Origin of the sequence: Kluyvera genomosp. 1 (genome assembly GCF_001266615.1) — a bacterium.
Lineage (GTDB): Bacteria > Pseudomonadota > Gammaproteobacteria > Enterobacterales > Enterobacteriaceae > Kluyvera > Kluyvera cryocrescens_A.
The window spans coordinates 1-25,701 of record NZ_LGHZ01000008.1 but is presented as its reverse complement, the minus strand read 5'-3'; the positions used below and the strand labels follow the sequence as shown (position 1 = coordinate 25,701).

Annotated in this window: 22 protein-coding genes; 7 read left to right on the top strand and 15 right to left on the bottom strand. The window is 53.3% G+C overall.

The genetic code is table 11. From position 1 onward, the window contains the following. Positions 1-30: 30 nt before the first annotated feature. Positions 31-1,992, bottom strand: coding sequence for a peptidase U32 family protein (locus tag KP80_RS05095; protein WP_052282508.1), 1,962 nt, complete (start codon positions 1,990-1,992; stop codon positions 31-33). A gap of 197 nt (positions 1,993-2,189) precedes the next feature. Further along, on the bottom strand, positions 2,190-2,765 hold the full coding sequence (locus KP80_RS05090) for a helix-turn-helix domain-containing protein (protein WP_052282507.1): 576 nt from the start codon (positions 2,763-2,765) through the stop codon (positions 2,190-2,192). Between the two features lie 135 nt (positions 2,766-2,900). Between KP80_RS05090 and KP80_RS05085 the strand changes: the two genes are divergently transcribed. Beyond that, positions 2,901-4,067: a benzoate/H(+) symporter BenE family transporter gene (locus KP80_RS05085; RefSeq protein ID WP_052282506.1), complete on the top strand. Its 1,167-nt coding sequence runs from the start codon at positions 2,901-2,903 to the stop codon at positions 4,065-4,067. Here KP80_RS05085 and KP80_RS05080 read toward each other — a convergent pair. Further along, positions 4,044-4,919, bottom strand: a complete 876-nt coding sequence (locus KP80_RS05080; protein ID WP_052282505.1) for an AraC family transcriptional regulator — start codon at positions 4,917-4,919, stop codon at positions 4,044-4,046. The two genes, KP80_RS05085 and KP80_RS05080, sit on opposite strands and share 24 nt — an antisense overlap. A gap of 185 nt (positions 4,920-5,104) precedes the next feature. Here KP80_RS05080 and KP80_RS05075 point away from each other — a divergent pair, with 185 nt between their 5' ends. Beyond that, on the top strand, positions 5,105-6,004 hold the full coding sequence (locus tag KP80_RS05075; protein ID WP_052282504.1) for a DMT family transporter: 900 nt from the start codon (positions 5,105-5,107) through the stop codon (positions 6,002-6,004). A 116-nt stretch (positions 6,005-6,120) separates the two neighbouring features. Here the strand turns inward: KP80_RS05075 and KP80_RS05070 are convergent, their stop codons facing one another. The 4 genes from KP80_RS05070 to KP80_RS05055 form a co-directional block, all read right to left on the bottom strand. After that, positions 6,121-6,789 (bottom strand): DUF3313 domain-containing protein, encoded by a 669-nt coding sequence (locus KP80_RS05070; RefSeq protein WP_052282503.1) that lies wholly within the window; start codon positions 6,787-6,789, stop codon positions 6,121-6,123. A 157-nt stretch (positions 6,790-6,946) separates the two neighbouring features. Beyond that, complete coding sequence (gene tehB / locus KP80_RS05065; protein ID WP_052282502.1) at positions 6,947-7,543, bottom strand: tellurite resistance methyltransferase TehB; 597 nt, start codon at positions 7,541-7,543, stop codon at positions 6,947-6,949. Beyond that, positions 7,543-8,544, bottom strand: a complete 1,002-nt coding sequence (gene tehA, locus KP80_RS05060; RefSeq protein WP_052282501.1) for a dicarboxylate transporter/tellurite-resistance protein TehA — start codon at positions 8,542-8,544, stop codon at positions 7,543-7,545. The genes tehB and tehA overlap by 1 nt, the downstream gene beginning before the upstream one ends. 59 nt (positions 8,545-8,603) lie before the next feature. Next, positions 8,604-9,191: a LysE family translocator gene (locus KP80_RS05055; RefSeq protein ID WP_052282500.1), complete on the bottom strand. Its 588-nt coding sequence runs from the start codon at positions 9,189-9,191 to the stop codon at positions 8,604-8,606. 149 nt (positions 9,192-9,340) lie between these two features. Here KP80_RS05055 and ydcK point away from each other — a divergent pair, with 149 nt between their 5' ends. After that, positions 9,341-10,321, top strand: coding sequence for a YdcK family protein (gene ydcK / locus KP80_RS05050; protein WP_052282499.1), 981 nt, complete (start codon positions 9,341-9,343; stop codon positions 10,319-10,321). On the opposite strand, the gene rimL is transcribed toward ydcK, so the two are convergent. The 4 genes from rimL to KP80_RS05030 all read right to left on the bottom strand — a co-directional run bounded on the left by rimL (position 10,316) and on the right by KP80_RS05030 (position 15,592). Then, the gene (gene rimL / locus KP80_RS05045; protein WP_052282498.1) at positions 10,316-10,867 is read right to left on the bottom strand and encodes a 50S ribosomal protein L7/L12-serine acetyltransferase; all 552 of its coding nucleotides are present in this window, start codon (positions 10,865-10,867) and stop codon (positions 10,316-10,318) included. The genes ydcK and rimL overlap by 6 nt on opposite strands. Positions 10,868-10,931: 64 nt before the next feature. Then, on the bottom strand, positions 10,932-12,587 hold the full coding sequence (locus tag KP80_RS05040) for a glucan biosynthesis protein D (protein ID WP_052282497.1): 1,656 nt from the start codon (positions 12,585-12,587) through the stop codon (positions 10,932-10,934). Positions 12,588-12,700: 113 nt separating this feature from the next. After that, the gene (locus KP80_RS05035; RefSeq protein WP_052282496.1) at positions 12,701-14,206 is read right to left on the bottom strand and encodes a carboxylesterase/lipase family protein; all 1,506 of its coding nucleotides are present in this window, start codon (positions 14,204-14,206) and stop codon (positions 12,701-12,703) included. 42 nt (positions 14,207-14,248) lie between these two features. Then, positions 14,249-15,592: a VOC family protein gene (locus tag KP80_RS05030; protein ID WP_052282495.1), complete on the bottom strand. Its 1,344-nt coding sequence runs from the start codon at positions 15,590-15,592 to the stop codon at positions 14,249-14,251. A 227-nt stretch (positions 15,593-15,819) separates the two neighbouring features. Between KP80_RS05030 and pcaH the strand changes: the two genes are divergently transcribed. The 3 genes from pcaH (at position 15,820) to KP80_RS05015 (ending at position 18,266) form a co-directional block, all read left to right on the top strand. Continuing rightward, a complete protein-coding gene (pcaH, locus tag KP80_RS05025; protein ID WP_052282494.1) occupies positions 15,820-16,560 on the top strand; it encodes a protocatechuate 3,4-dioxygenase subunit beta in 741 nt (246 codons plus the stop codon). Continuing rightward, positions 16,557-17,177: a protocatechuate 3,4-dioxygenase subunit alpha gene (gene pcaG, locus KP80_RS05020; RefSeq protein ID WP_052282493.1), complete on the top strand. Its 621-nt coding sequence runs from the start codon at positions 16,557-16,559 to the stop codon at positions 17,175-17,177. The genes pcaH and pcaG overlap by 4 nt, the downstream gene beginning before the upstream one ends. A 165-nt stretch (positions 17,178-17,342) precedes the next feature. Beyond that, positions 17,343-18,266 carry a LysR substrate-binding domain-containing protein gene (locus tag KP80_RS05015; RefSeq protein WP_052282492.1) on the top strand — a complete coding sequence of 308 codons (924 nt, stop codon included), beginning with the start codon at positions 17,343-17,345 and terminating at the stop codon, positions 18,264-18,266. Between the two features lie 35 nt (positions 18,267-18,301). On the opposite strand, the gene KP80_RS05010 is transcribed toward KP80_RS05015, so the two are convergent. Further along, complete coding sequence (locus KP80_RS05010; protein ID WP_072129043.1) at positions 18,302-19,201, bottom strand: hypothetical protein; 900 nt, start codon at positions 19,199-19,201, stop codon at positions 18,302-18,304. A 498-nt stretch (positions 19,202-19,699) separates the two neighbouring features. Between KP80_RS05010 and KP80_RS05000 the strand changes: the two genes are divergently transcribed. After that, positions 19,700-22,075: a glucose/quinate/shikimate family membrane-bound PQQ-dependent dehydrogenase gene (locus KP80_RS05000; RefSeq protein ID WP_052282489.1), complete on the top strand. Its 2,376-nt coding sequence runs from the start codon at positions 19,700-19,702 to the stop codon at positions 22,073-22,075. A 45-nt stretch (positions 22,076-22,120) separates the two neighbouring features. Here the strand turns inward: KP80_RS05000 and KP80_RS04995 are convergent, their stop codons facing one another. The 3 genes from KP80_RS04995 to KP80_RS04985 all read right to left on the bottom strand — a co-directional run bounded on the left by KP80_RS04995 (position 22,121) and on the right by KP80_RS04985 (position 25,487). Beyond that, complete coding sequence (locus KP80_RS04995; RefSeq protein ID WP_052282488.1) at positions 22,121-23,809, bottom strand: methyl-accepting chemotaxis protein; 1,689 nt, start codon at positions 23,807-23,809, stop codon at positions 22,121-22,123. Positions 23,810-24,069: 260 nt separating this feature from the next. Continuing rightward, complete coding sequence (locus tag KP80_RS04990; RefSeq protein ID WP_052282487.1) at positions 24,070-25,188, bottom strand: S-(hydroxymethyl)glutathione dehydrogenase/class III alcohol dehydrogenase; 1,119 nt, start codon at positions 25,186-25,188, stop codon at positions 24,070-24,072. A 23-nt stretch (positions 25,189-25,211) separates the two neighbouring features. Further along, positions 25,212-25,487 (bottom strand): metal/formaldehyde-sensitive transcriptional repressor, encoded by a 276-nt coding sequence (locus KP80_RS04985; protein WP_052282486.1) that lies wholly within the window; start codon positions 25,485-25,487, stop codon positions 25,212-25,214. Positions 25,488-25,701: the final 214 nt, after the last annotated feature.

Below are 25,701 nucleotides of genomic sequence, written 5' to 3'. Positions count from 1 at the left end.
CCACTTTCCGGCCTTTTCATTTCCAGACGTTTAGCCTCTGCGCTTTGGCAGCGTCTTCAGCAACTCATCCGGGCTCATCGATGCCACCACGCTTCCCGGCAGCGGCATCTTCAGAATGTGATTTTTCATTTTGCCAATAACATGCATTTCGCAGGGACGGCAATCAAATTTCAGCGTCAGAACCTCATCACCATTAACCAACTGCATCGGCGTCGCTTTCCAGCTCTTAATGGAGCCTTTGGCCTGTTTCGGGCAAAGGTTAAAGGCAAAGCGCAGGCAGTGTTTGGTGATCATCACCGGTACATCGCCTTTCTCTTCATGGGCCTCATAGGCAGCGTCAATGAGCTGCACGCCATAGCGATGATAAAATTCGCGTGCTTTATGGTTATAGACGTTAGCCAGGAAGCTCAGGTGGCTGTCCGGATAAACCGGTGGTGGCGTGGCGACCGCTTTGCGCTGGCCCCGGCGATAGGCATTCAGACGCGCCTTATCGAGCATCTCGACCGCTTCACGCCGCAGTTGGTTGAGCATGCTGTTCGGCACAAAGAGCGCTTCAGGCAACATCACCTCAACATCGCGAGCATAGTAAAGGGTTTGCCCAAGTTTGCTGACCCCATCTTGTAGCTGTTGTAACGCTTTTTCAGCGTTGTTGGCGGCGGCAAAGTCCCCATCCAGCGTATGCGTCACGCACACACCATCCTCGCTGGTCAGCGTCAGAATTAATTGCTCCTGCCAGCCGGAAAGCACGATATCCACCGCCACGCGGCGCTCGCTGGATGTTTTGAGCAGCGCCTGCTGCCAGTTATGATCGAGGTTACGATTAAGCACCTGATGCGGGCGCACTTTATACAGGTCGGCCGGCATTTCATTTGGCTTCACGCGATATCGATTTTCGCCTATTTTCTCGACCGTGTTGGCGCGGAAACCCACGACTTCACGCTTAATCAGCACATTCAAGCCATCACCGTTCGCCAGCGGCTCTGTCACTTCTACATCCAACGTATCTTTGCTGACCTTCAGCACTTCGCCAACCGGCAGGCCGACAAACTTAGGTGAGTCGAAGGCACCAATATTCATTTGCCGCTCATTAACGAAATAATCGGTGCTGCCGCGGTGGAAGGTTTTGTCCGTCGATGGCACAAAGAAATGCTCCGTGCGGCCGGCTGAAGAGCGCGTAAACTCCCCGCGTTGTTCAATCAGGGAATCGAGCATCTGACGATAGTGCGCCGTAATGTTCTTCACATAGCTCATGTCTTTGTAACGCCCTTCAATTTTGAAGGAGCGAACACCCGCGTCAATCAACGCACCAAGGTTGGCAGTTTGATCGTTATCTTTCATCGACAGCAGGTGTTTTTCAAATGCGACCACCCGCCCCTGGTCGTCTTTCAGGGTGTACGGCAGGCGGCAAGCCTGCGAGCAGTCACCGCGGTTGGCGCTACGGCCGGTCTGGGCGTGAGAGATGTTACATTGCCCGGAATAGGCAACGCACAACGCGCCGTGAATGAAGAATTCAATGGTCGCGTCGGTAGCCTCATGAATCGCTTTTATCTGCGACAAATTGAGCTCACGCGCCAGCACAATCTGACTGAAGCCCACGTCAGAGAGGAACTTCGCTTTTTCTACGCTGCGAATATCGCACTGGGTGCTGGCGTGCAGTTCTATTGGAGGAATATCCAGCTGCAAAATGCCCATATCCTGCACGATGAGCGCATCCACACCGGTCTCGTACAAACGCGTAATTAACTGCTGAGCCGGTTCCAGCTCGTCATCATGCAAAATAGTATTCAGCGTGATAAAGATTTTCGCGCCGTAACGATGGGCAAACGGCACCAGCTCAGCAATATCCTGCAGGCTGTTGCTGGCGTTATGCCGCGCGCCAAATCCCGGGCCACCAATATAGACGGCGTCAGCACCATGGAGAATGGCTTCGCGGGCAATCGCCGTATCGCGGGCGGGGCTAAGAAGTTCAAGGTGAGCGTTCTGCGGGTACATACAGTCGGGATTATCCAGTAGGTTCACAAAGTATGTGCCTATTGTAGCCACAAGCGACAACAGACGAAATCATTTACCCCAGAGCGCATCACGAATAGATTATTTTCAACAACCTATTGCCAGAATCGGCATTTCCACCGCCGGTACCGCTACGGTACAGTCAGTGTCGTATTCCGGACTTCCTCGTAACGGCCACGTTATGGTTCATTGTCGTGATTTGCCGCGGGCTTGCCTGCGGCTTTTTCTTTGGGGTAATGGATAATAGAGTGAAAGTGCGCAGTCTGCTCGCCGCTATTGCGGTAAGCGTGAGCCAGATCGCCTGCAAATCGTAAGCCGCTACCGGCATCAAGCGACTGCCATTGCCCTTCAACGCACATATCCAGCGTTCCGCTGATCACCACCACATGTTCGATAACCCCTTTTTCGTGCGGCGTCGATTCGCTGACTGCGCCGGGGGCCAGAGTAATGGAGAAATGGTCAAAGCACAGTTCCGGATCCCAGGGAAAAACCGGCGTAACGACCATCGCCTGCTGCTGCGGGTCAAAAGCCTGCTCGCCGTTTGATTCTTCGGGGGTGATAAACACCGAAAACGGTACGTTCAGCCCGGTGGCAATCTTCCATAAAGTCGCCACGGTGGGACTGGATTCGTTACGTTCTATTTGCCCCAGCATCGCCTTCGAGACACCGGTCTCTTCCGCAAGCTTAGACAAGCTCCAGCCGCGCTGTTGGCGCAGCGTTTTGAGCGTCACCGCAAGATGTTGCGCAATATTCATTCCACCTCCATTACATTGCTCGCGGCCAGTATACCCCAGCCATACCCCACACTTTAGCAAATCATCAACACCGGTTGTACGTTATAACGCACAATGCTAAAGTAATCGGATGTTATAACGCACAAGAGATCTCAAATGCGCGCTGCTTTCGTTCCTTTTCCTACTCTGCTGGCCGGCTTCATCGCGGTTCTGGTGGGTTATGCCAGCTCCGCCGCCATCATCTGGCAGGCCGCCGCCGCCGCGGGTGCCAACGCTCTGCAAATATCCGGGTGGATGACGGCGTTAGGCCTGGCCATGGGCGTCAGTACCCTCGTGCTGACGCTGTGGCGCAAAGTCCCAATTCTCACCGCCTGGTCAACGCCCGGGGCAGCGCTACTGGTGGGAAGCTTACAGGGCTCAACGCTGAATGATGCGGTGGGCATTTTTATCTTTGCGAATGCGCTGGTAGTCCTGTGTGGTCTCACCGGCTGGTTTGCCAGGTTGATGAAGCTTATCCCCCATTCGCTGGCTGCCGCCATGCTTGCAGGCATCCTCCTGCGGTTTGGTCTCGAGGCTTTTGCCACGCTACAGGGACATTTGCTGCTGTGCGGCAGTATGCTGGTGGGTTGGTTGCTGTTTAAAGCGCTGGCTCCCCGTTACGCGGTGGTGGCCGCGCTAGCAGTCGGTATTATTGTGGCAGTTGCAAAAGGTGACGTTGTCACTAATTCCTTAAGCATGGCTTTCGTTGCGCCGCAGTTTATTACTCCGCATTTCTCCATGACCCAATTGCTGAGTATTGGTATTCCCTTTTTCCTGGTAACGATGGCATCACAAAACGCCCCTGGCCTCGCCACGCTTCAGGCTTCAGGCTATCGCGTGCCGATTTCGCCCTTAATTGTCATCAGCGGTGCATTTGGCCTGCTTTTAGCGCCTTTCGGCGTCTACTCAGTCTGTATCGCCGCCATTACCGCTGCGATTTGCCAAAGTCCTGACGCACATCCGGATGCCCAAAAACGTTGGCAAGCGGCGGCCGCCGCTGGTGTGTTTTATCTGCTGGCGGGAATGTTTGGCGGTTCGATTACCGCGCTGATGGCGGCGTTGCCTACCGTGTGGATCCAGATGCTGGCGGGGTTGGCACTGCTGGGGACGCTTGGCGGTAGTCTGTTTCAGTCGTTAAACAGCGCGCACGAACGTGACGCGGCGCTGATCACTTTTTTGGTGACGGCCAGCGGTATTACCCTGGCGGGTATCGGCTCGGCATTTTGGGGGCTGGTGATTGGCGGGATAAGCTTTGCGCTGTTATCCCGCAAGCGTAGCGCGTAGTTGAGAAGGTGTTTTACCGGTTGCCGCTTTGAAACGATTGCTGAAATGGCTGGCAGAGCTAAACCCGCAGTTTAGCGCAATGTCGGTGAGCGGCAGCGCAGTATAGCGGACCTGCTGCTGAGCCTGATCCATTCTGCGCTGCATCACATACTGGTGCGGCGCAAGCCCGACCGACTGGCGGAACATCCGGGCAAAGTGATATTCGCTTAAATTGGCCTGTGCGGCCAAATCGGCCAGCGTCAGCGGCGTGGAGAGATGGGCGTCGATGTACTCCAGCGTATTGCGCAGCACAGCCGGCGCCAGGCCACCTGTCACGGTCGGCAGCCGCCACTTCACGTTGGCATAATTTTGCAAAAGATGGGTCAACAGTAGCGTGCTAGCGCTACTGAGCGTGAGCTGGTTTGCCGCCTGCTGCCAGTCGTAGCTCAGCAAAAACTGGCGGTAAAGTAAGGTGATTTTTGCATCATCACCAAAAATCTGTTCATCCAGACTGAGCGATGCTGGGCTGCGATCCCATACCTGCTCCCCCACCTTTCTCAGATGTTCTTCGGTGCAGTACAAATGCACAAACGACAGATCGCCACGGATATCCCACGTCGATTCGCTGTCTTGTGGCATCAGACAGAAACGATCCGGCCCACCGCCGTTTTTCCAGCCGTGCGGCGTTTTCTGATAGCTTTCATAGCCGTCAGCCACGTACAGACTGAGCGTGTGATGGTCGCTTTGTACCGTCAGGTTGTCGCATTTGTTGTACCAGGCCGCCAGTTGGATCCCGGAATTGAGCGCGACGGTCTCCCTCAGAACCGCATTCTGACTCTGTAATCTTTCAAACGTCGCGTAGGTGTGGGTCATTAACATCTCAGCCACAAAGAACAATTTCCTCAGTCTAGGGCTTGAGCCGCCGGGATTCCAGCACTGTGCGCATCACGCCTGATAAAAAACCGCAAGAATATGCAAGTCGCTCGCAACCTTCTGCAAGCGGCGGTAGTCACGTCGCGACAGACTAAATGCAATATTGTCATGGGATGAGAGGATTTATGAACGCGCTGCTTTACGCTCTGGTCGTGGTTATCTGGGGAACCACCTGGATTGCTATCTTTTTACAACAGGGTCCGGTGCCAGAAGCGGTATCGATTTTCTGGCGCTTCGCCATTGCTAGCGTCACCATGCTGACCATCCTGCTGAGCCTGCGTCGTCTGCGCCCGTTGACGCTGCGCGACCATCTCTTCTGCGTACTCCAAGGCTGCTGCGTATTCGGTTTTAACTTCTTGTGTTTTTATACCGCCGCAAAATGGATTAATACCGGGCTGGAATCGGTCATTTTCTCAATGGCGGTGCTGTTTAACGCCATCAATAGCTTCCTGTTTTATCGCCAGACGCCACCCAAGCGTTTCTATTTCGCCGCATTTTTAGGGTTGGCAGGAATTATTACGTTGTTCTGGCAAGATCTACGCGCCGTGGGTATGAGCAGCACCCTGCTGGCCGGGATTTTGCTGAGCGCATTGGGAACCTACGGTTTTTCTCTGGGCAATATGCTCAGCCTGCGCCACCAGAGGCGTGGGCTAGAGACGCTGACCACCAATACCTGGGCGATGCTTTACGGAACCGCCATTATTGGCATTATCGCCCTGCTGCGCGGCGATAGCTTCGCTATCCAGTGGACGGTGAGCTATGTCGGCGCACTGTTGTATCTGGCTATCTTTGGTTCGGTCATCGCTTTTGGCGTGTACTTTACCCTCGTCGGGCGAATTGGTGCCAGCAACGCCGCCTACAGCACACTGCTGTTCCCGCTGGTCGCGCTAACGCTGTCGACTCTGTATGAGGGATACCAGTGGCACGCCAATGCCATTATCGGCCTGGTCTTGATTCTGCTGGGGAATCTGGTGATGTTTGCTAAACCGCAGGTCTGGCGTATGCCTTTCGCCAGTCGCGCGTAAATGTCTTTTCGTTTGCGTTAATCATTCGCTTAATTATCGGCGAATGATTGTTACCGAAGCTGAATAAATAAAGGGCGGCATCTTCTGCCGCCCTTTGCAATTCAATAAATGGGGAGTTATTTTTGATTAGGGTCGAACTTCACGGCGTCAACTGCCATGTCGTCGATCACTTTTTTCAACGTATCCAGTGTTAGCTGGGTATCCGAGTTGGCCAGGTTTTTACCTTCTCCTTTACGCACAACCTTAATAACCGGTTTGTTGGTCGTAGCGTCGATCACTTCCCCTTCAAAATAAAGGTTCGTATTCATCGTCCGATGACCGGTAGCAGCTTCTGTCCCCGCCACCACCATCGCAATTGGAATCACTTCGTAGAACTGCAACCCTTCCTTGCTGGAGTCGACCGCCGTAATGGCACCACGGAAAATCAAGCTATGCGGGCCAGCCGTCGTCGCTAACGGTTTGCGTTCGCTGAGCGCTTTCTTCAGTTCGGTGTTGGTGTAGGTGAGAATGTCTGCCAGCGCCTTTTGCCCTACCTGAGTGGTCGGTTTAGGTACGGGGTAATACGTCACAGGGTTGTAGACGATATTGGTATAGTTACTCGATTTATAATCAGGAGAAATCCAACGCAGTTCCGTTTTTCCTGATGCTGAGGTTGTTTCTTTTAGGCCAGAGTAATCTTTTAAAAAGCCTGAATATTGTTCAGGCGTTGTCGTTTTTGAAGCACAGCCAGCCAAAACCATAACGCCCACAAGGGCCGCTACTTTAAAAAATGCTTGAGTACGCATGAGAATGATCCCTGAAAAATGCACAGATGCCAGTAAGTTATAGCAAAGGAATTGACTATTTGTTGTGGCAAAAATGGAGATCGATCTCAATATTTATTAATTGTTATCAATATCTATTCATTATATAACGGGCTTGCGCCCGTCATATAAATGGCAATTATGATTGTTTGCGCGCCAGCATCGTGGCAAAACGTAATTTAATGCGATTACCGTTTTCATCGGTGCGGTGCAACTCGCCAACGTCTTCGTTGTATTTTAATAATTCCCAACCTGCGTAATAGTTTTTCAGCTCGCCGGCCTTAAAGGCAAAGGGGAACCCAACGGTGCACGGGAAATCGTCGGTATCCATCGCCGCAACAATCAAGTTGTAGCCGCCAGGTTTGGTACAACGCTGCATGTTGGCAATCAAACCGGGGATAGTTTTGGCGTCAAGGAACATCATCACCACGGTCGAGAGAATAAAATCATATTCACCGTCGAAACTCATCGCATTGAGATCCTGAACCGACGCCTGAAGGTTTTCCAACCCCTCCGCCTCGCGGATCGACAGCAGATTCTGGATGCTCATCGGGTTTTTATCCCATGCGGTAACATCGTAGCCGTTAGCCGCGAGATACAGACTATTACGTCCATTGCCGCAGCCCAAATCAAGGGTTTTGCCCGGTTTAACGAGGGTTGCCGCATGCACCACGTCAGAATGGGTGCGGGTCAGGCCGTATTTGTCGGTGAAGTAGTTTTCATCACGAATGGTCATTATTCATCCTTCGGTTTCATCAGCGTTGAGGGGGCAACGCGGGTCAAAAGTTTGCCTTGTAGAAGTAACATCAGCGTTCTGAGCAGCAGCAGGCCAATGATGATATTGGTGAAAACAAACAGCGGTAGCGCGAGATTGTGGAAAAATCCGGAGCCGCTGGCGTGACCAAGATGCAGGCCCGTCGAAGCCAGCGCAGAAATACCAAACGAGAAGCTCCAGAACGAGGCGTTAAAAGCCTGACGGAGATACCAGGGCATCAGTCGTAGCATAAACAGCAGTTGTAACAGGCCATAACCAAACAGCATTTTGGCAAAAACATCGGCATGGCCACCATTTACACTAAGCCAGGCATTACAAGCCACTAACGCCGGAGCAAGCTGAATACCCAGCGAGGTTCGCAGCGGCACAGACAACGTACCGCCGCTGCGCAAACGCTGCACGATTGCCGGCTCCAGCGTCAGCCATGAGATGACGCCCGCCCCCAGAAATACCAGCCCGGCATCATTGAAACCCAACGCTCCGCAGGCCATCGCACTAATAAAGTTGTTAGCGACGGTTGGCAAATAGAGACCGGGAGTGGTCGCCTCCGCCGGATGTTCACCACGCCAAAGCCCGGCAGTTTGCCACGCGGCATAGCATAGCTGTAGCGCAACACCGACACTGAACAGTGCGAGCGCCAGCGATCGCGACCATGGCGTGACACCAATCGACACCAGCATCGTAGTGGCAGGAAACAGACTGACAAAGCTGCTGGCGATCGGGTGATTCATCTCCTGCCAGATACTGTATGGGAAACGCAGCGCACGGGTCACAAACGACAGCGTGAGCAAAGACCACATCACAATGGCCAGGATGACTAACCCATCACCAATCGCACGACTCACCGGCATGATCGTGCTGGCATAACGCCAGGCAAAGCCCATGCCGATGGTGCCCAGAACCATGCCAAAATAGCCTGCGGGAAGATGCAACACCCGGGCTTCATCGTTTTCATTATGCATTTAGTTTATTAATTCAAATATTGTTTAAGTTGCATTTTAAATGATTCTTTCTGGTGACGCTAGCGAGAAAACGAGGTAAAGATAAGCTTGCATCCAAGAATGCCCAGAATGGTCGCCGACGTACGATCCACCGCGCCTTTGATACGCAGATAAACCCGGCGCGGCCTTTCCGCCGACAGCAAAAACGCCACCAGCGAGTACCAGCCAGCATCAATCACAAAGCTCATCACCGGTACAATATAGTAGAAGGCCACTGGAATATGACTCGGCAGCAGCGCGGTAAAGATAGAGGCGAAAACGATCGCCGTTTTCGGGTTGCTCAACTGAGTCAAAAGCCCATTGCGAAATGCGCTCCAAAGCGACATGTCTGATTTTTCGCCGCCGAGGGCAATTGCCATTGGTTGCCGAGCACCACGGAAAATTTTGATTCCCATCCAGATGAGATAGGCACCCCCTGCGATTTTCAGGCCCATAAATAGCTCCGGTACCGCATTGAGGACTTTTTGCAGTCCGAGCATCGCCATAATGGAAAACAGTGACGCCCCAACACCGGTTCCCAGTGCTGTCATTAAACCATGCAGTCGTGAGTGCACTACGGCGGTTCGCGCCACGTAGATAAAGCTTGGCCCCGGACTCATGACGCCCATGATTAATACTGCGGCTATGGCAATAAGACTCGAAATCACCCTGTTCACCCCTGCTGTTTATTATTGTAAGAACCTCATGTTATACCGCATAAACGCGGCTTTCGTTCAGGTTTTGCTACAGTTAAAAGAGGCATTTTTCCGGGGGTATCATGAATAAATTCCGTCTTAGCGAAGAAACCCGCAGCGTGCAGATTGGAGCCCCCGGCGCGAAAGAGACTCGCACTGTGCGGCAGCTTATCGCCCTGCGTAATTTTGCCGACGTCACCGCTGGTGCACGCGGTGGATGGCTGGAGGATGAACAAGGACTCAGTCAGGACGGCGATTGCTGGATCTACGATGAAAACAGCGTGGTCTACGCCGAGGCACGAGTCGATGGTCATGCGCGAGTAACCGGGCATTGTGAAATCAGCCATCAAGCAGTAATCAGCGATAACGCATGGGTGGATTGCAGCCACATAAGCCATCAGGCGCGCCTGAGCGGCCACGTTACAGTACAGACATCTCAGGTGCATGGCACCTGTCATCTATTCGGTCACGCGCGGATTGGCGAACGAAGCCAAATCATTGGCGCCAAGGGGTTAACCGCCGAACAGGACCGGGAGCTGCAAATTTTTGATAGTGCTCGCCTTAGCCACTGCCGGGTGGTGCATCAGGCGCAAATCTACGGCAATGCGTGGCTTAACTACGTGTTTGTCGAACACCGTGCAGAAATTTATGACCACGCACGGCTTGAAGGCAATGAGGAGAACAATATCTGGGTCTGCGACTGTGCGAAGGTTTACGGCCATGCACATATTATTGCTGGGTACGGTGACGATGAGATCCCCACCCTGCGCTACAGCGCTCAGGTTGCCGAGAATGCGCTTATCGAGGGTAACTGCGTACTGAAACATCATGTGCTGGTTGGTGGTAACGCAAGATTACGCGGCGGTCCTATTCTGCTCGACGATCATGTGCTGATTCAGGGTGACGTTCAGGTGATGGGCGATGTCCTTCTGGAGCATCATATCGATTTAACCGACAGCGTGGTGGTGGAAGCGCTGCCGGGAGATGCCATTCATCTGCGGGGACGTAAATCATTAACCGGTACGCAGCGCATTATCCGCACGCCGTTATTCGGCACGCTATGACGCCGATTTATCGATAATTCGGGCGTAGATATTCTGATCGTAAAACACGTCATTGAGGAATTCGGCCTGCCGTAAACAGCCTTCCAGGGTAAAACCGTTACGCAGCGCGACCTGATTACTGCGCAGATTGTCTACCCGACACTTAATCACAAAGCGACGAATCTCACCGCTTTCAACGTAATAATTCATAAACGCCTGCAGCGCCGCCGATAAAAGTCCCTTACCCTGCGCATGTTCATCCAGCCAGTAACCGATGTAACCGGTCTTATTCGACGGTTCTATCTGGTTAAACGAGAGCACGCCGACCATCGTCGCATCATTAAAAATAAGGAACATTTTGGCGATGCCGCGCTGATGCAACATCATGTTGCCCTGCACGTTCTGGCGGGTATCCTGCTCGCTTTTCACAAACTGCGGCCAGTTTAACGTCTGCTGAAGCCAGGCTTTGTTCGCCAGCACCATTTGATGCAACGCGGGAATATGGCTTTCATTCACGGCCTGGAGCGTCAGTGTTTCACTGGCAGTAATGGTTTCTATGGGCGTCATATGCGGGCATTCCGTTCGGATAAAAAAGCCCGGCATCGCATTGTGCAGCCGGGCTGTCGAGGCATTACTTCATAATTCGGTCGTCAACGTATTGACGCTTGTCCGGCGCGGGTGGGAAATACTGATACAGCCAGGTTTCACTGATTGCATCGCCCTGACAACGCAGGAACAGGCGCATATCGACCGGGTCAGTCGAATCCGAGGTTGGATACCAGTCGAACAGAATACGATAGCCGTCGAACGGCTCGACGTAGAGGATCTCAATCTGTTTCGCTTCACCGCTGGAGAGCGTAATCACCGGCTCAATACCTTTCGGTGCAGCCGCTTTCAGATCGCCGCCGACGAAATCAATGGCGAAACGTCGGGACCATTTGTCCGGATAGTGCTCGCCCGGCGCCCAACCCTCAGGGAAACTGCCCATGCCGGTACGGGTCGCCAGCACGCGCGCCAGCGGAGAGCGGATTGGCGGCATCGCGCTCCAGTACAGGCGGTAGCTGAAGTCCATGGTATCGCCGGCTTTCATCGGTTTTTCTGGCTGCCAGAAGCAGACAATGTTATCCAGCGTCTCACCGGTGGTTGGGATCTCCATCAGGCTGACGGCCCCTTTACCCCAATGATTGCGCGGCTCAACCCACAGGCTTGGGCGTTTGTTGTACCAGCCCATCACATCCTGATAGTGGGTGAAATCGCGATCAAGCTGCAACAGGCCAAATCCTTTCGGGTTCTTATCCTGATAGGCATTGAACTGCAGCTTCTGCGGGTTATTCAGCGGACGACAGATCCACTCACCGTTGCCCAGCCACATCGCCAGACGATCGGAGTCGTGAATTTGTGGATGAATCGTATCGCAGACGCGGCGTTCGTTGTTGCCACAGCTGAACATACTGGTCATCGGCGCGATACCCAACTGCTTGATATCTTTACGCGCATAGATGTGGTTTTCCACATCCATAATCACCTGCGCCTGCTCGCAGTGCACCACGAACTTGTAGGCACCGGTGACGCTGGCGCTATCGAGCAGCGCGTAAACAGTAAAGGTAGTTGCGCCCGGTTTTGCCGTTTCAAACCAAAACGAGGTGAAGTCCGGGAACTCTTCCAGGCTATCAGTGTAAGTATCAATGGCTAAACCACGGGCCGACAATCCGTACTGATAGGTGCTGTCCACCGCGCGGAAATAGCTGGCACCGAGGAAGGAGACGATGTCACGACGCGCCAGTTCCGGCGCTTTAAAGACGCGGAAACCGGCAAAGCCCAGATCGGTCTGGCCTTCCAGCTGTTTTGTGTCCACACCCGCGTCGTTGTATTGGAACAGTTCAGGGCGGAAGTGAATTTCGCGCGCCTGCTGGTTAGCCGGATCGAGTGAGAACATCCGCACGCGGCGACGGAAACCCATGCCAACGTGGAAGAATTGCACGTCGAGCTGGCGCTCTTTAACGTTATTCCAAAGCGACTGCGAAGCATCGTACTGAATGCTGTTGTAGGCCTGCGGCGTCAGGTTTGCCAGCGTATCCGGCAGCGCGCGCGGCGCACCGCTCCACGGCTGGCGCGACAGATCGTGCGCCATAGATTGCAGGACGTTGAAATCAAAACGACGCGTCTGGCCGTCGGCGATATCGGACTCCTGGGCCAGCGCGGCCTGGGAGAAAAGCGATGCAAAACCGGAGGTACCGCACACGGCGGCAACAGCCATTGAAGATTTGAGAAAGTGTCTGCGATTCATGCCTGGCAAAGCGTCCTTTTAAAGTCGGAATGCTGCAAAATAAAAACGGCGTCAGAACCGCTCACTCTAGACAAAATTGACTGATAATCCAATTGGTCAGCGAACAAAATCTGCTAATCCAGATTCACATGGTGTTTCATTACGCGTTTAAAGAGCGCCATTCGCGCACGCATAAAACGGTTCTCCACGTGGAATCCTGCCTGCTTGTTAAGCCCCATGCGCAATAAGCGATCCCGGCCACGGACCGCAGCAGGCCAGCGCACCGGCCCCGTCAGCACGGTATGGCTAGCGCTAGCATCACGGGCAAAGCCCACCCAGTAATCAGCAACCTGCGCCGCAAATGCGAGATCGCCCTCGGTGGCATAATCACAAGACGGCGTGATTTGTCCGAGAGTATCAAACACGTAAGGCACTTCATTTCCATGCCAGGCACCGTGAAGGTAGGTCTGGTGTTCGGCTTCAGCCACATAATCAAACCAATAGCGCCAGCAAGGTTGATTAACCCGCTGTTGTGCCTGCATCACCACATAGCCAAGAGTGGTAAATGCCATATCGCGGCAAACCTGTCGCCCCAGCTCCTCATCACCTTTTACGCCCGGATAGAGAAGCTTAATCAGGCCCAGACCCAAACGTCTTTCCCGGCGCAGCTTTTTAATCTGTCCGGCAAGATCAATGCCAAATACCGGCATCACGCTGGCTTCATCGCTATTAGAACCCACCAGCACCGGCATGGCGTGCTGTTTTCCGGCAAAAAAGAGATCGAGCATGGGCTGCGGCAACACCACATCCCCCACGATGGGAACCGGGCCGATGTTATGGGGTGGTTCAAGCGACCAGAACACGTCTGCCGGCAGCTCTCGCAAGCTATCCGCAGAGGCATTGGGAAGATTAAGATATTCAGTCAGCCGCTGACCGCGTGCCAGTGCTGTCTCTCGTGGGAGGTCGGGTAGCGTATAGCTGCTTTGGATGACCGCTTTGTGGAAAAGCCCACCCGCTTTCGGTGAGACCATCAATGACATGACGCTGCGCGCGCCAGCGGACTCACCAAACAATGTGACGTTGTCGCGATTCCCGCCAAAGGCGGCAATATTCTCCTGTACCCACTTAAGCGCGGCGATTTGATCCATTAAGCCAAAGTTGTACAACCGCTCACCGTCTTCGCTTTCCAGCGCCGGATGAGCAAAAAAGCCCAAATGCCCCAGACGGTAGTTGACTGTCACCACCACCGCGCCGCGTTGCGCCAGTGCTTTACCGTCATAAGGTGGCAGGCCGCCTGCGCCGATAGCGTAACCGCCACCGTGAAGCCACACCATGACCGGAAGGTTCGTGTCGCGCCTGGCTGGCGACCAGACGTTAAGATAAAGGCAATCTTCGGAAAAACGGCCAGGATCGCCGCCGCCCAGCGCCACGCAGTATTCACTGCTTTGCCAGCTTGAAGCGGAAAAGCGGTCGGCCGGGCGAATACCGGTCCACGGCATTACCGGCTGCGGCGCACGCCAGCGTAATGAGCCGACCGGCGGCGCGGCAAAAGGAATTCCGCGCCACAGGTGAACATCCCCATCGACAATGCCCGATAACCTTCCCTGCTGGGTTTCTACGTGGGTTGAAGCATACTGCATGTTTCTGTCCTTTTTGCTTTCAATCCCTGCAGGGTACTCGTTTCAGAGCAGACCGCAACGGCGTTTACTGCGCATCTCAGCCTCTTCATACAGGGTGAACTCATTAAGGACTTCGCGCCCCAGCGCCTGTTCAAAGGCGTTACGGCTTGCATTACCATGACTGCGGGTTTGAGCATCCCCCCCGAGATTGGACTGGAAAATCCCTGCCGCACTGACCGGCAGAAAATCTTCGTAGGTAATGGGCTGCGCGACAATCCAACCGCGTTCAATAAGCGGCTGCGGGTCGTCGCCGGGGTGAATCGCCTGCCGATGCGCATCGCCGGTTGGCGTCAGGCGGTAGCGGAACCATGCCAGCCCTTGCTGTCGCAGTAAAAATTCGCTGTCCGGGAAAGCTTTGAACACCGCCTGCAGGTGCTCCTGATGGGTCAAATTGTCTTTTCCAACCCCAGCTTCCGCGAGCAGCTTGTCGTACAGCGCCCGGCCTTTTGGCGTCAGCGCAACGCCGCGCTGTTCAATTTCACCAAAACGGGCGGTATGGGTACCGCTCAGTTCACCGGCAAACTGCACGGGCTCTTCCAGCGCTTTAAAGCTGGTCTGCCGCAACAACAGCGGTACAGCACGGCGCGGCGGGCCTTCAATCACCGCTTTCGGTTCAATACCGTATTCCGCCATCAGTGACTGTACCCGGTCAATATCCAGCGTGCGTGGCGTCAGGTGATTGATGTGGCAACCCGGGAAGGACACCACATCGGCAATTAGCCGATGCTGGTGATTTAACGCCTGGTAAGTTTCCTTATCTACCGTCGCGTGGCGATGCCAGCGGAAGGTTTCTAATGCTTCGCGGACAAATTCATGCGCCTGGGCAGCGGTCAAGCCGCCCTGCTCATCATGAATATCCATGAGCGCCCGGCAGCGACGGGTGAAAATATCACGGCGTGCCAGAATCTGTTCGGCTTTGCGCCGCAAAGCCACGTCGTCAATAAGCTCAAGACGCAGTAAAGAAGTAAAAACGCGGAAGGGGTTGCGCTGTAGCGCTGCGTCGTCCACCGGCCGAAACGCGGTCGAGTGAACCGGCACGCCGGCGACCGACAGATCGTAATAGCCAACCGGCTCCATTCCCATAATGGCGAAAATGCGACACAGCGTTGCCAGTTCCTCCGCGGTACCCACGCGAATCGCACCGTGGCGCTCAACGTTCAGACGTGCCAGCTCATCAGCGTTGGCCAACTGCTCATGTAAGCGCGTGTTATTTTCCAGCACCGCCAGATTTACGTCAGCCACTAATGCCAGCAAGGTGCCATATTGCGGGACTTCTTGCTGGTACATTGCCGACATTGCTTGTGAAAACTCTTCCCGAATATCATCTGCTGAAAGGGTGTGCGCCATGGTGTCATGTCTCCTGTGACCATATTTGCAGTTTAGGAAAACCAAAGACGCTATGGGGTAAGAATTTACAAAGTGTGATCCCGGCTACTGAGTTGATTTAGCGAATGAATTTTTCGCATTGCATAACTTCAGGTTATTTAAAAAGAACCTTAAATTCACTTTAAATTAACAAAGCATTTACACACACTGTCTGTGGCAATAATAAAATACCCTACACGGAGCCACCTATGAGCACAAAATGGTCACCGCAAGAAGTGATTCACCGGGATTATAACAACCATCCCCCTGCCTACGCGCCAGGCTATAAAACCAGCGTCCTGCGTTCACCGCGCAATGCCCTGATCTCGCTGCAAAACTCGCTGTCTGAAATTACCGGACCAGTCTTTTCCCAGCAGGATCTCGGCCCGCTGGATAACGACCTGATCCTTAACTACGCCAAAGAAGGCCTTCCGATTGGCGAGCGTATAATTGTTCACGGCTACGTGCGTGACGGCTTTGGTCGCCCAGTGAAAAACACGCTGGTTGAAGTATGGCAGGCAAATGCCGGTGGCCGCTATCGCCATAAGAAAGATCAGTATCTGGCGCCTATCGACCCTAACTTCGGTGGCTGTGGTCGCGTGATGACGGATGAAAATGGCTACTACTTTTTCCGCACTATCAAGCCAGGCCCATATCCATGGCGTAACCAGGCCAGCGACTGGCGTCCGTCGCACATCCACTTCTCTATTTTCGGTGAAGCCTTTGCCCAGCGGTTAATCACCCAGATGTACTTTGAAGGGGACCCGCTCATTAAGCAGTGCCCTATCGTGAAGGCAATTAACAACGACGATGCCATTCGTACGCTGATTGCCGAACTGGACACCCACGCAGCCATACCGTTGGATTGCCTGGCGTACCGCTTTGATTTAGTTCTCCGCGGCCACCGCGCCACGTTATTCGAAAACCGCACTCAGGGGGCTGCACGATGAAAGATTATTTGCCGGAAACCGCGTCACAAACCGCCGGTCCCTACGTACATATTGGGCTTGCCCCCGATGCGGCAGGTTTCCATATTTTCGAGAAAAATTTTGGTCCAACGCTGACCAATAGCCACACGCCGGGCGAGCGCATTGCCATTGAAGGCCGCGTGTTCGACGGTTCCGGTACGCCAGTCCGCGATGTATTGATTGAAATCTGGCAGGCGAATAGCAACGGCCGCTACAACCACATTGCCGACCAACAACAGGAAAAGGCGCTGGATGAGGATTTTCGCGGCTGGGGCCGCGCCTGCTCGAACTTCGACAGCGGCGTATGGCGCTTCGACACCATCAAACCCGGTCCGGTAGCAGGCCGCGATGGGAGAATAATGGCGCCACACGTCAATCTGTGGATTGTGGCTCGCGGGATCAACATCGGTCTGAATACGCGTATGTATTTCTCCGATGAACAAGAAGCCAACGCGAAAGATCCGGTGCTGAATATCATTGAATGGGAAGTCCGCCGGCAGACTCTGATCGGCCGCAAAGAAACCCGTGGCAATGAAACGGTCTACTGCTTTGATATCTATCTGCAAGGTGAGAAAGAGACCGTTTTCTTCGACGTGTGATCGCCTTTCCCCGCTTCGCCATCACAACGAAGCGGGTACCCTTCTCTGATGCAACAAAACGCTTGTCTGTTAAACCGCACAAATGTTAATAATAATTTGCTAGCAAGTTATCAAAATTAAACAACATTACTTGTCACTGATGCCGCTCTGTTTTTAACATCGCTTATGGAAAAAAATGCTCTCTTTAGTCAGCGCATTCGTCTGCGCCATCTGCACACATTCGTAGCCGTCGCTCAGCAAGGAACTTTGGGGCGAGCGGCTGAAACCCTTAATTTAAGCCAGCCTGCGCTCTCTAAGACCCTCAATGAGCTCGAGCAGTTAACCGGTTCTCGTCTGTTCGAACGTGGTCGTATGGGCGCACAGCTCACCCTAACCGGCGAGCAGTTTTTAACCCATGCGGTGAAGGTACTTGATGCCCTGAACAACGCCGGGCAGGCACTCATTCGTAAAGAAGGTGTTAACAATGATGTCGTGCGCATCGGCGCGCTTCCCACTGCCGCCCTTGGCGTTTTACCCGCAGTTATTGGACCTTTCCACCAGCAGCAAAAAGAGGTGACCTTACAGGTCGCCACCATGAACAATACGATGCTGCTGGCGGCGTTAAAGTCGGGTGATATCGATCTGGGAATTGGCCGGATGTCCGATCCGGAGCTGATGACCGGACTGAATTATGAGCTGTTGTTCCTTGAATCACTGAAGCTGGTGGTTCGCCCGGACCATCCCCTCTTACATGAAAACATCACCCTTAGCCGGGTGCTGGAATGGCCGGTGGTGGTATCGCCGAAAGGGACAGTTCCACGGCAAAATGCCGAAACGCTGCTACAAAGCCAGGGATGTAAAATGCCGGCTGGGTGCATTGAAACCCTTTCCGCCTCCCTCTCCCGCCAGTTGACGGTCGACTATAACTATATTTGGTTCGTGCCATCCGGAGCGGTAAAGGATGATTTACGCCGCGGTATTCTCACCGCTTTACCAATCGGTACGCAGGGCCAGGGCGAACCAATTGGCATATTGACCCGTGTAGACACCCCGCTGTCGCCTGGTGCACAGATTTTGCTGAGTGCGGTGCGTAAATCGATGCCATCGTGACCTGGGTACGGCCCACCAGGGCCGTAATTTCGATTTCAAGCCTGCTTTACGACATTATCCCAGCGGATCATCGGAAAAGCATCGATAGCACTCTCCGGAGATAGATTTATCACCTGTATATTATGTGATGAACAATATTTTTTTGCCGAGATGAATGAGTTATAAATATTTACAAAATCGATATCAAGCCTTGTTGACAACTTATCCTGTGGGGTTTCATAAAATCGGGGAGTGTTGAAGTTATTCATATCCAACCCCGCAATATAAATCTCTTTATAGCCTAACAAGCAGGCAATCTGTAAAGCTGCGTAGGTTACCGTACCATAGTCGAATAACAGCTTTTCTATATTATCAGAGAATCCAAAACCGTTATGCCAATGAAAGTTTTCATCAGTAAAATCAACCTGAGAAACCGCACCTAAAAACCGTTTAACTCCAGCGTTTGATGCTGCCTCAAAAATTTTAAAATGGCAGCGAATATTATCGGTAGGAATATTAGCGAAGATAGCACCCAGACTATTATAGGTACAAAACAGGATAATATCCTTTCTAGCCACAATTTCTTGCACCAGGGATAGCCTCTTGTAGACAAAGTCTCGGTCAATGATGACATACCAATTATACTTAACGCTTCTCATTGAGAATGCACCGTTAACACCTAGGTAATCAAAAGAGGCATCGAAAAATTGACTATCGATATTGCTCACTGAAGGCCCTGTTGCCATAATAAGTAATGGCTTAGCTTTAACACGAACATCAAGAACAGAGTTCGGTATTTTATGATGCTTAAAATAAACATCACCAATAAACCCATCGTCCTTACGCTTGACTTGAAAATATGGCCATAGATTTTTATTGTGATGATAACGTCTTGGGTGGGTATTACGATAAATTGTTTTAAAAATCCATTTAGAAAAACCATCAGTACCTAGCATTTATATAAAACCCGCAAGTAGCATAGACAATAGTGATATAAGCATCTTTAACCCATAAGTCAAACATTATTTTATCACTTAACAAATGTCGATGATTCTACCTCATACCGCATTTCTGAAGAATTAACCCTTAATACATTCATCATTTAGCTACGGTCATTTCTTCACTTACCTGTTGTAGCTTTCGCCCTGAATGCCAGCACCTACGGAGAACACAGATATCAGGCCCAAAAAGTCAGTACACCCTCGCATTCGAGGATGGGATAACGCGGAGGGATACACAATTAATGCGAAATTATTTTTTAACAATTGCGCAATGCATTTTAACAGATCTATCATAGCCATAAGTTAACCAAATGGTTCACGCATAGTTTCTCAACTGAACTATTTTCTTTCATTTAGCGACTACCTATCGCTTCGTTCGTAATAGAGTCACGGCCCAATGATTCCAAATGGTTCATTCCGTGCATCTATATCTGTTTTTGCAAGGAGAAGAGTATGGAAATTGGCAACGTGCCGCGAGGATTCCCCCGGATCCTGCAGTGGCTTCTTATCGCGCTGATGATGATAATCGGCCTCGCTATCGGCGCACTTGGGGCGAAACTTGCCACCGTTGGCGGGACCTGGTTCTTCGCCCTCATGGGGCTGGTTATGATAGTCAGCGCCATTCTCATTGCGCGCCAGCATCGTGGTGGGATCGCGCTGTATAGTCTGGCGTTTATTGTCGCCATAATCTGGTCCATCCAGGATGCGGGATGGGATTACTGGCCGCTGTTCTCGCGCCTGTTCGCCTTTGGTGTTTTGGCTCTGTTGAGCGCACTGGTGTGGCCATTCATGTCCAGCAGCAAACCTGCATCGAAAGGCCCTGCATTTGGTCTGGCCGCTATTTTAGCGGTGGTTCTGCTCGTCAGCCTCGGCTGGATGTTTAAGCCACAGGCGCTGGTATCCGCTACTGAAGCGGTGCCGGTGAAGCCCGTCGCCGCAGGCGAAGAACAGAAGAACTGGGAACATTGGGGTAATACCACCCACGGCGACCGTTTTGCCGCGCTGGATCAAATCAACAAGCAGAATATTGATAAGCTTCAGGTGGCTTGGGTCGCTCACACCGGTGATATTCCCGTTAGCAACGGCTCAGGTGCAGAAGATCAGAACACGCCTCTGCAGGTTGGTGATACCCTCTTCGTCTGTACGCCTTACAGTAAAGTTCTGGCTCTGGACGTCGACAGCGGTAAAGAGAAATGGCGTTACGATTCTAAGGCTACCGCGCCAAACTGGCAGCGCTGCCGTGGGCTGGGCTACTTTGAAGATACCCAGGCACTGACTACACCAACCGCATCAACACAACCCGCCGCCTGCCCGCGTCGTCTGTTCCTGCCGACTACTGATGCACGTCTCATCGCGATCAATGCCGATAACGGCCAGCTGTGCGATAACTTTGGTGACCACGGTGTGGTTGACCTGAGTGTTGGTATGGGTGAAATCAAACCTGGCTACTATCAGCAAACGTCAACGCCGTTGGTTGCCGGGAATGTGGTGGTGGTGGGTGGTCGCGTCGCGGATAACTTCTCCACCGGCGAGCCTCCGGGCGTCGTGCGTGCTTATGATGTCCGTACCGGTAAACTGGCATGGGCTTGGGATCCGGGTAACCCGAACCTGACCGGCCTGCCGCCGGAAGGACAGACCTACACGCGCGGTACGCCGAACGTCTGGTCGGCAATGTCTTATGATGCAAAACTGAATCTCGTTTACCTGCCAACCGGTAACGCCACCCCTGACTTCTGGGCTGGTGAACGTACGGCGCTGGACGACAAATACAGCTCCTCCATCGTGGCGGTTGACGCCACAACCGGTAAAGTACGCTGGCATTACCAGACGACTCACCACGACCTGTGGGACTTCGACCTGCCTTCCCAGCCGCTGCTGTATGATTTACCTGACGGCAAAGGCGGTACTACACCGGTTCTGGTGCAAACCAGTAAACAGGGCATGATCTTTATGCTCAACCGCGAAACCGGTGAACCGGTGGCCAAAGTGGAAGAACGCCCTGTTCCGGCAGGCAACGTCGAAGGCGAGCGCTATTCACCAACCCAGCCGTACTCCGTCGGGATGCCAATGATTGGCAATGAAACCTTAAAAGAGTCGGACATGTGGGGTGCCACACCGGTTGACCTGCTGCTGTGTCGTATTCAGTTTAAAGAGATGCGTCATCAGGGGATCTTCACCCCGCCGGGCGTTGACCGATCGCTGCAATATCCGGGCTCGCTGGGCGGTATGAACTGGGGTAGCGTGTCGGTTGACCCGAACAACAGCCTGATGTTCGTCAACGATATGCGTCTGGGATTGGCCAACTACATGGTGCCACGTGCCAACGTAGCCAAGAATGCCAGCGGTATCGAGATGGGTATCGTACCGATGGACGGAACACCGTTTGGCGCGATGCGCGAACGCTTCCTGTCACCGCTGGGGATTCCATGCCAGAAACCGCCATTCGGTACGATGTCGGCTGTAGACCTGAAATCCGGGAAAATTGTCTGGCAGGTACCGGTCGGCACCGTTGAAGACACCGGGCCGCTGGGGATCCGCATGCATATGCCAATTCCAATCGGGATGCCAACACTAGGTGCATCGTTGTCGACTCAGTCTGGTCTGCTGTTCTTCGCCGGGACTCAGGATTTCTACCTGCGCGCGTTTGATACCGCAACCGGGAAAGAGATCTGGAAAGACCGTCTGCCGGTGGGAAGCCAGTCTGGCCCAATGACCTATGTGTCGCCGAAAACCGGCAAACAATACATCGTGATTAACGCCGGTGGCGCACGTCAGTCGCCAGATCGCGGTGACTACATTATTGCCTACGCGTTACCGGATTCTCAGTAATCGCTCTACCCCGTAACCTTAACGGTTACGGGGTATTTTCCTACCTTAGAACGTTTCCCAGTTATCCGCACCGGCAACCGCCGGACGATTTGGCGTAAAGGTCGGCTTAACGTTCGCCGTCTCCACCACTGCCCGCTCACCTGCCTGAATACGGAACGTCCCCACAGCCTGAGTCAAGCGCGCCGCCTGCTCTTCCAATGAGGCCGCAGCCGCCGAGGCTTCTTCTACCAGTGAGGCATTTTGCTGAGTGACGTTATCCATTTCGGTCACCGCCTGGCTCACCTGCTGAATCCCACGGTTTTGCTCATCGGACGCAGCGGCGATCTCCAGCATAATATCGGTGACCCTTTTCACCGCATCCACGATATCGGTCATGGTTGTACCGGCGCGGACAACCTCATCGGAACCACGTTCAATCAGCGTGACCGATTCACTGATCAGCCCTTCAATCTCTTTTGCGGCCTGGGCGCTTCGGCTTGCCAGCGTACGCACTTCGCTGGCCACCACCGCAAATCCACGCCCCTGCTCACCGGCGCGCGCCGCTTCTACCGCGGCATTGAGCGCCAGAATATTGGTCTGGAAGGCAATACTGTTTATCACCGAGGTGATTTCTGAGATTTTCTTCGAGCTACTTGAAATGTTGCCCATCGTTGAAACGACGCCGGAGACCAGTTGCCCACCGCGAGACGCTTTACCGGAGGCATCTTCCGCCAGTTTGCTGGCGTGGTGCGCGTTGTCGGCATTCTGTTTCACCGTCGCCGCCAACTCTTCCATGCTGGCCGCGGTTTGTTCAATCGCCGCTGCCTGCTGCTCGGTTCGGGAGGAGAGATCGGTATTGCCCATCGAAATTTCGCTGGTGCCGCGATAAATCTCTTCCGCCCCCTGGCGAACGGTCCCAACCGTTTTCACCAGCGAGTGCTGCATTTTTTGCAGGTTTCCATTGAGCTGGCCAATCTCACTGCGCCCGACCGCTTCATCGGCCATGGTCAGATCGCCGTTAGCAATCTGCGCAATCCGGGTACCCGCTCTTTGCAGCGGCACAATAACCACGCGATGCAGCGTCGTAAAGGTGATGATGGTCATCAGCACCGCCAGTACAAAGGCACCAATCATAAACATCACGCCCAGCGTTGTCCGGCTATGCGCCAGTTCATTGAGCTGATTGGCGCGCGCGGTACGAATATCGATAACCTTCAGTCGCACAGCATTGTAGCCATCATCCAGCGCGCGAGCCTGTTCGCTTTCATAATTGATGATCGCTTCAAACATACCGTTTTGCGCGTACTTGAGCATCGGCTTCATGCCGTCGAGATAAGCGTTGTAACGCTGATTCATCTCCGCTTCGAGGGCGACATCCGCCTCGGTTTTAACGCGTCTGTCGGTGTAAAGCTTATAACCTTCCTGTGAACGCTTAATTCCTGCCTGCGCCGCCGCCAGGTTTCTCTTCATGCTGTCCATTTCCGCAATACGGCTGTCCGCCCCCGCATGAATCATCATCAACCGCGCTTCACGCAGGTAGTTAGCGCTGTCCGAAAGCCCTACGCGAACCTGAAGTTCTTGAGTCACATCCCGCTGATCGGCATCAGCCTGCCACATGAAGTAGCCTGCCAGACCTGAACTCAAGGCAAACAGCAGCAGGATACCGCCCAACACGGAACCGAAGAATGGAACCAGGCGGATGTGATGGAGGAAACCGATCTTTTGCGCACGACCCGGCGCAGATTTTTTATCCATGAGTTGACTCTCTTGTACTTGAGGTAAGTAATAGAGTCATCGGCCATAGCCGCTAATTTCTTATCGGGAAAGGTGTAAAACGCAAGGCGGGTCACAAATAAGAAAACCCGCGGGAAAAATCCCGCGGGTAGGCTAACACCGTAAGTTTAAGATTGAGATACCCGGGGCGACCACCGGGTTTGGCATCCCTCCGGGAACCCAATCCCGGTGTTTCCCCTAATGACTTTACTTAAGTGAACGGCGTTAGCGGATAGCCGGCATTACTTATCGCCGAAATGAATCACGGTACGGATGGATTTTCCTTCGTGCATCAGATCGAACGCTTCGTTGATTTTGTCCAGCGGCAGACGGTGGGTGATAAACGGATCGAGCTGAATTTTGCCCGTCATCGCTTCTTCCACCATGCCCGGCAGCTGGGTACGGCCTTTCACGCCGCCAAATGCCGAACCGCGCCATACACGGCCGGTCACCAGCTGGAATGGACGGGTTTTAATTTCCTGGCCCGCGCCCGCCACGCCAATGATGATGCTCTCACCCCAGCCTTTATGGCAGCATTCCAGCGCCGAACGCATCACGTTGACGTTGCCGATACATTCAAAGCTGAAATCCACGCCGCCGTCGGTCAGTTCAACAATGACGTCCTGAACTGGCTTATCGTAATCTTTCGGGTTGATGAAATCGGTCGCGCCCATTTCACCGGCCAGTTTGAACTTCTCTGGATTGGTATCCACCGCCAGAATACGCCCAGCTTTCGCCTGAACCGCACCCTGAATAACCGCCAGGCCAATCCCACCGAGGCCGAATACCGCCACGGTGTCGCCTTCTTTCACTTTGGCCGTATTGTGCACCGCCCCGATACCGGTGGTGACGCCGCAGCCCAGCAGACACACTTTATCCAGCGGCGCCTGCGGGTTGACCTTAGCCAGTGAAATTTCAGCAACCACGGTGTATTCACTGAAGGTACTGGTGCCCATGTAGTGGTAAATCGGCTCACCGTTGTAGGAGAAACGCGTGGTGCCATCCGGCATCAGCCCCTTACCCTGCGTGGCGCGTACCGCCTGACAGAGGTTGGTTTTACCGGATTTACAGAACTTACACTCACCGCATTCGGCGGTATACAGCGGAATAACGTGGTCGCCCGGCTTCAGGCTAGTGACGCCTTCGCCCACTTCCACAACAACACCGCCACCTTCATGGCCGAGCACCGCCGGGAACACCCCTTCCGGATCATCGCCTGACAGCGTAAATGCGTCGGTATGGCAAACGCCGGTATGGGTGATTTTGACCAGCACTTCACCTTTCTTCGGCGGTGCAACGTCAATTTCAACAATTTTCAGCGGCTGACCTGGGCCAAACGCAACTGCAGCACGTGATTTCATAGCTGTCTCTTCCGTTGTGATGATTATTTTAAATAGGATCGTAGCAGATGACCGACTTCCGTCATCCTGAGGGCTCGCTGATCGGGTGTCGTTTCACCGCTCACCAGTTCGTCTTTAAGGTGCATTTCGACCATTTCGCCCATCAGGCCGTTAGAGGCTCCGCGAATCGAGGCGATTTGTTGCAGAATGGTCAGGCAGGACTCACCCGACTCAAGCGCACGTTCCAGCGCCTCAACCTGCCCCTTGATGCGACGAACGCGGCTTAATGCCCGTTTTTTATCTTCAGGTGAATGCGGCATAAGCCCTCCAAATAATATAGGGGGGTATACTATATAAAACCGTTCACATTGTAAAATTGATGTTGCCGATAGCGCACAAAAGGCAACGCGCTCACCGCATGACGAAGACAATACCGTACTGATAAAAGACATAAAAAAACTCGCCGCAGCGTAACACCGCTCACTTAAGCAATGTGATTAGGGGAAACGCCGGGACTGTCTCTTATACACATCT

Coding starts and splice junctions, on each gene's coding strand:
- KP80_RS05095 (WP_052282508.1), bottom strand. CDS start 1,992: ATGTACCCGCAGAACGCTCACCTTGAACTTCTTAGCCCCGCCCGCGAT.
- KP80_RS05090 (WP_052282507.1), bottom strand. CDS start 2,765: ATGAATATTGCGCAACATCTTGCGGTGACGCTCAAAACGCTGCGCCAA.
- KP80_RS05085 (WP_052282506.1), top strand. CDS start 2,901: ATGCGCGCTGCTTTCGTTCCTTTTCCTACTCTGCTGGCCGGCTTCATC.
- KP80_RS05080 (WP_052282505.1), bottom strand. CDS start 4,919: ATGACCCACACCTACGCGACGTTTGAAAGATTACAGAGTCAGAATGCG.
- KP80_RS05075 (WP_052282504.1), top strand. CDS start 5,105: ATGAACGCGCTGCTTTACGCTCTGGTCGTGGTTATCTGGGGAACCACC.
- KP80_RS05070 (WP_052282503.1), bottom strand. CDS start 6,789: ATGCGTACTCAAGCATTTTTTAAAGTAGCGGCCCTTGTGGGCGTTATG.
- tehB (WP_052282502.1), bottom strand. CDS start 7,543: ATGACCATTCGTGATGAAAACTACTTCACCGACAAATACGGCCTGACC.
- tehA (WP_052282501.1), bottom strand. CDS start 8,544: ATGCATAATGAAAACGATGAAGCCCGGGTGTTGCATCTTCCCGCAGGC.
- KP80_RS05055 (WP_052282500.1), bottom strand. CDS start 9,191: ATGGGCGTCATGAGTCCGGGGCCAAGCTTTATCTACGTGGCGCGAACC.
- ydcK (WP_052282499.1), top strand. CDS start 9,341: ATGAATAAATTCCGTCTTAGCGAAGAAACCCGCAGCGTGCAGATTGGA.
- rimL (WP_052282498.1), bottom strand. CDS start 10,867: ATGACGCCCATAGAAACCATTACTGCCAGTGAAACACTGACGCTCCAG.
- KP80_RS05040 (WP_052282497.1), bottom strand. CDS start 12,587: ATGAATCGCAGACACTTTCTCAAATCTTCAATGGCTGTTGCCGCCGTG.
- KP80_RS05035 (WP_052282496.1), bottom strand. CDS start 14,206: ATGCAGTATGCTTCAACCCACGTAGAAACCCAGCAGGGAAGGTTATCG.
- KP80_RS05030 (WP_052282495.1), bottom strand. CDS start 15,592: ATGGCGCACACCCTTTCAGCAGATGATATTCGGGAAGAGTTTTCACAA.
- pcaH (WP_052282494.1), top strand. CDS start 15,820: ATGAGCACAAAATGGTCACCGCAAGAAGTGATTCACCGGGATTATAAC.
- pcaG (WP_052282493.1), top strand. CDS start 16,557: ATGAAAGATTATTTGCCGGAAACCGCGTCACAAACCGCCGGTCCCTAC.
- KP80_RS05015 (WP_052282492.1), top strand. CDS start 17,343: ATGGAAAAAAATGCTCTCTTTAGTCAGCGCATTCGTCTGCGCCATCTG.
- KP80_RS05010 (WP_072129043.1), bottom strand. CDS start 19,201: ATGCTAGGTACTGATGGTTTTTCTAAATGGATTTTTAAAACAATTTAT.
- KP80_RS05000 (WP_052282489.1), top strand. CDS start 19,700: ATGGAAATTGGCAACGTGCCGCGAGGATTCCCCCGGATCCTGCAGTGG.
- KP80_RS04995 (WP_052282488.1), bottom strand. CDS start 23,809: ATGGATAAAAAATCTGCGCCGGGTCGTGCGCAAAAGATCGGTTTCCTC.
- KP80_RS04990 (WP_052282487.1), bottom strand. CDS start 25,188: ATGAAATCACGTGCTGCAGTTGCGTTTGGCCCAGGTCAGCCGCTGAAA.
- KP80_RS04985 (WP_052282486.1), bottom strand. CDS start 25,487: ATGCCGCATTCACCTGAAGATAAAAAACGGGCATTAAGCCGCGTTCGT.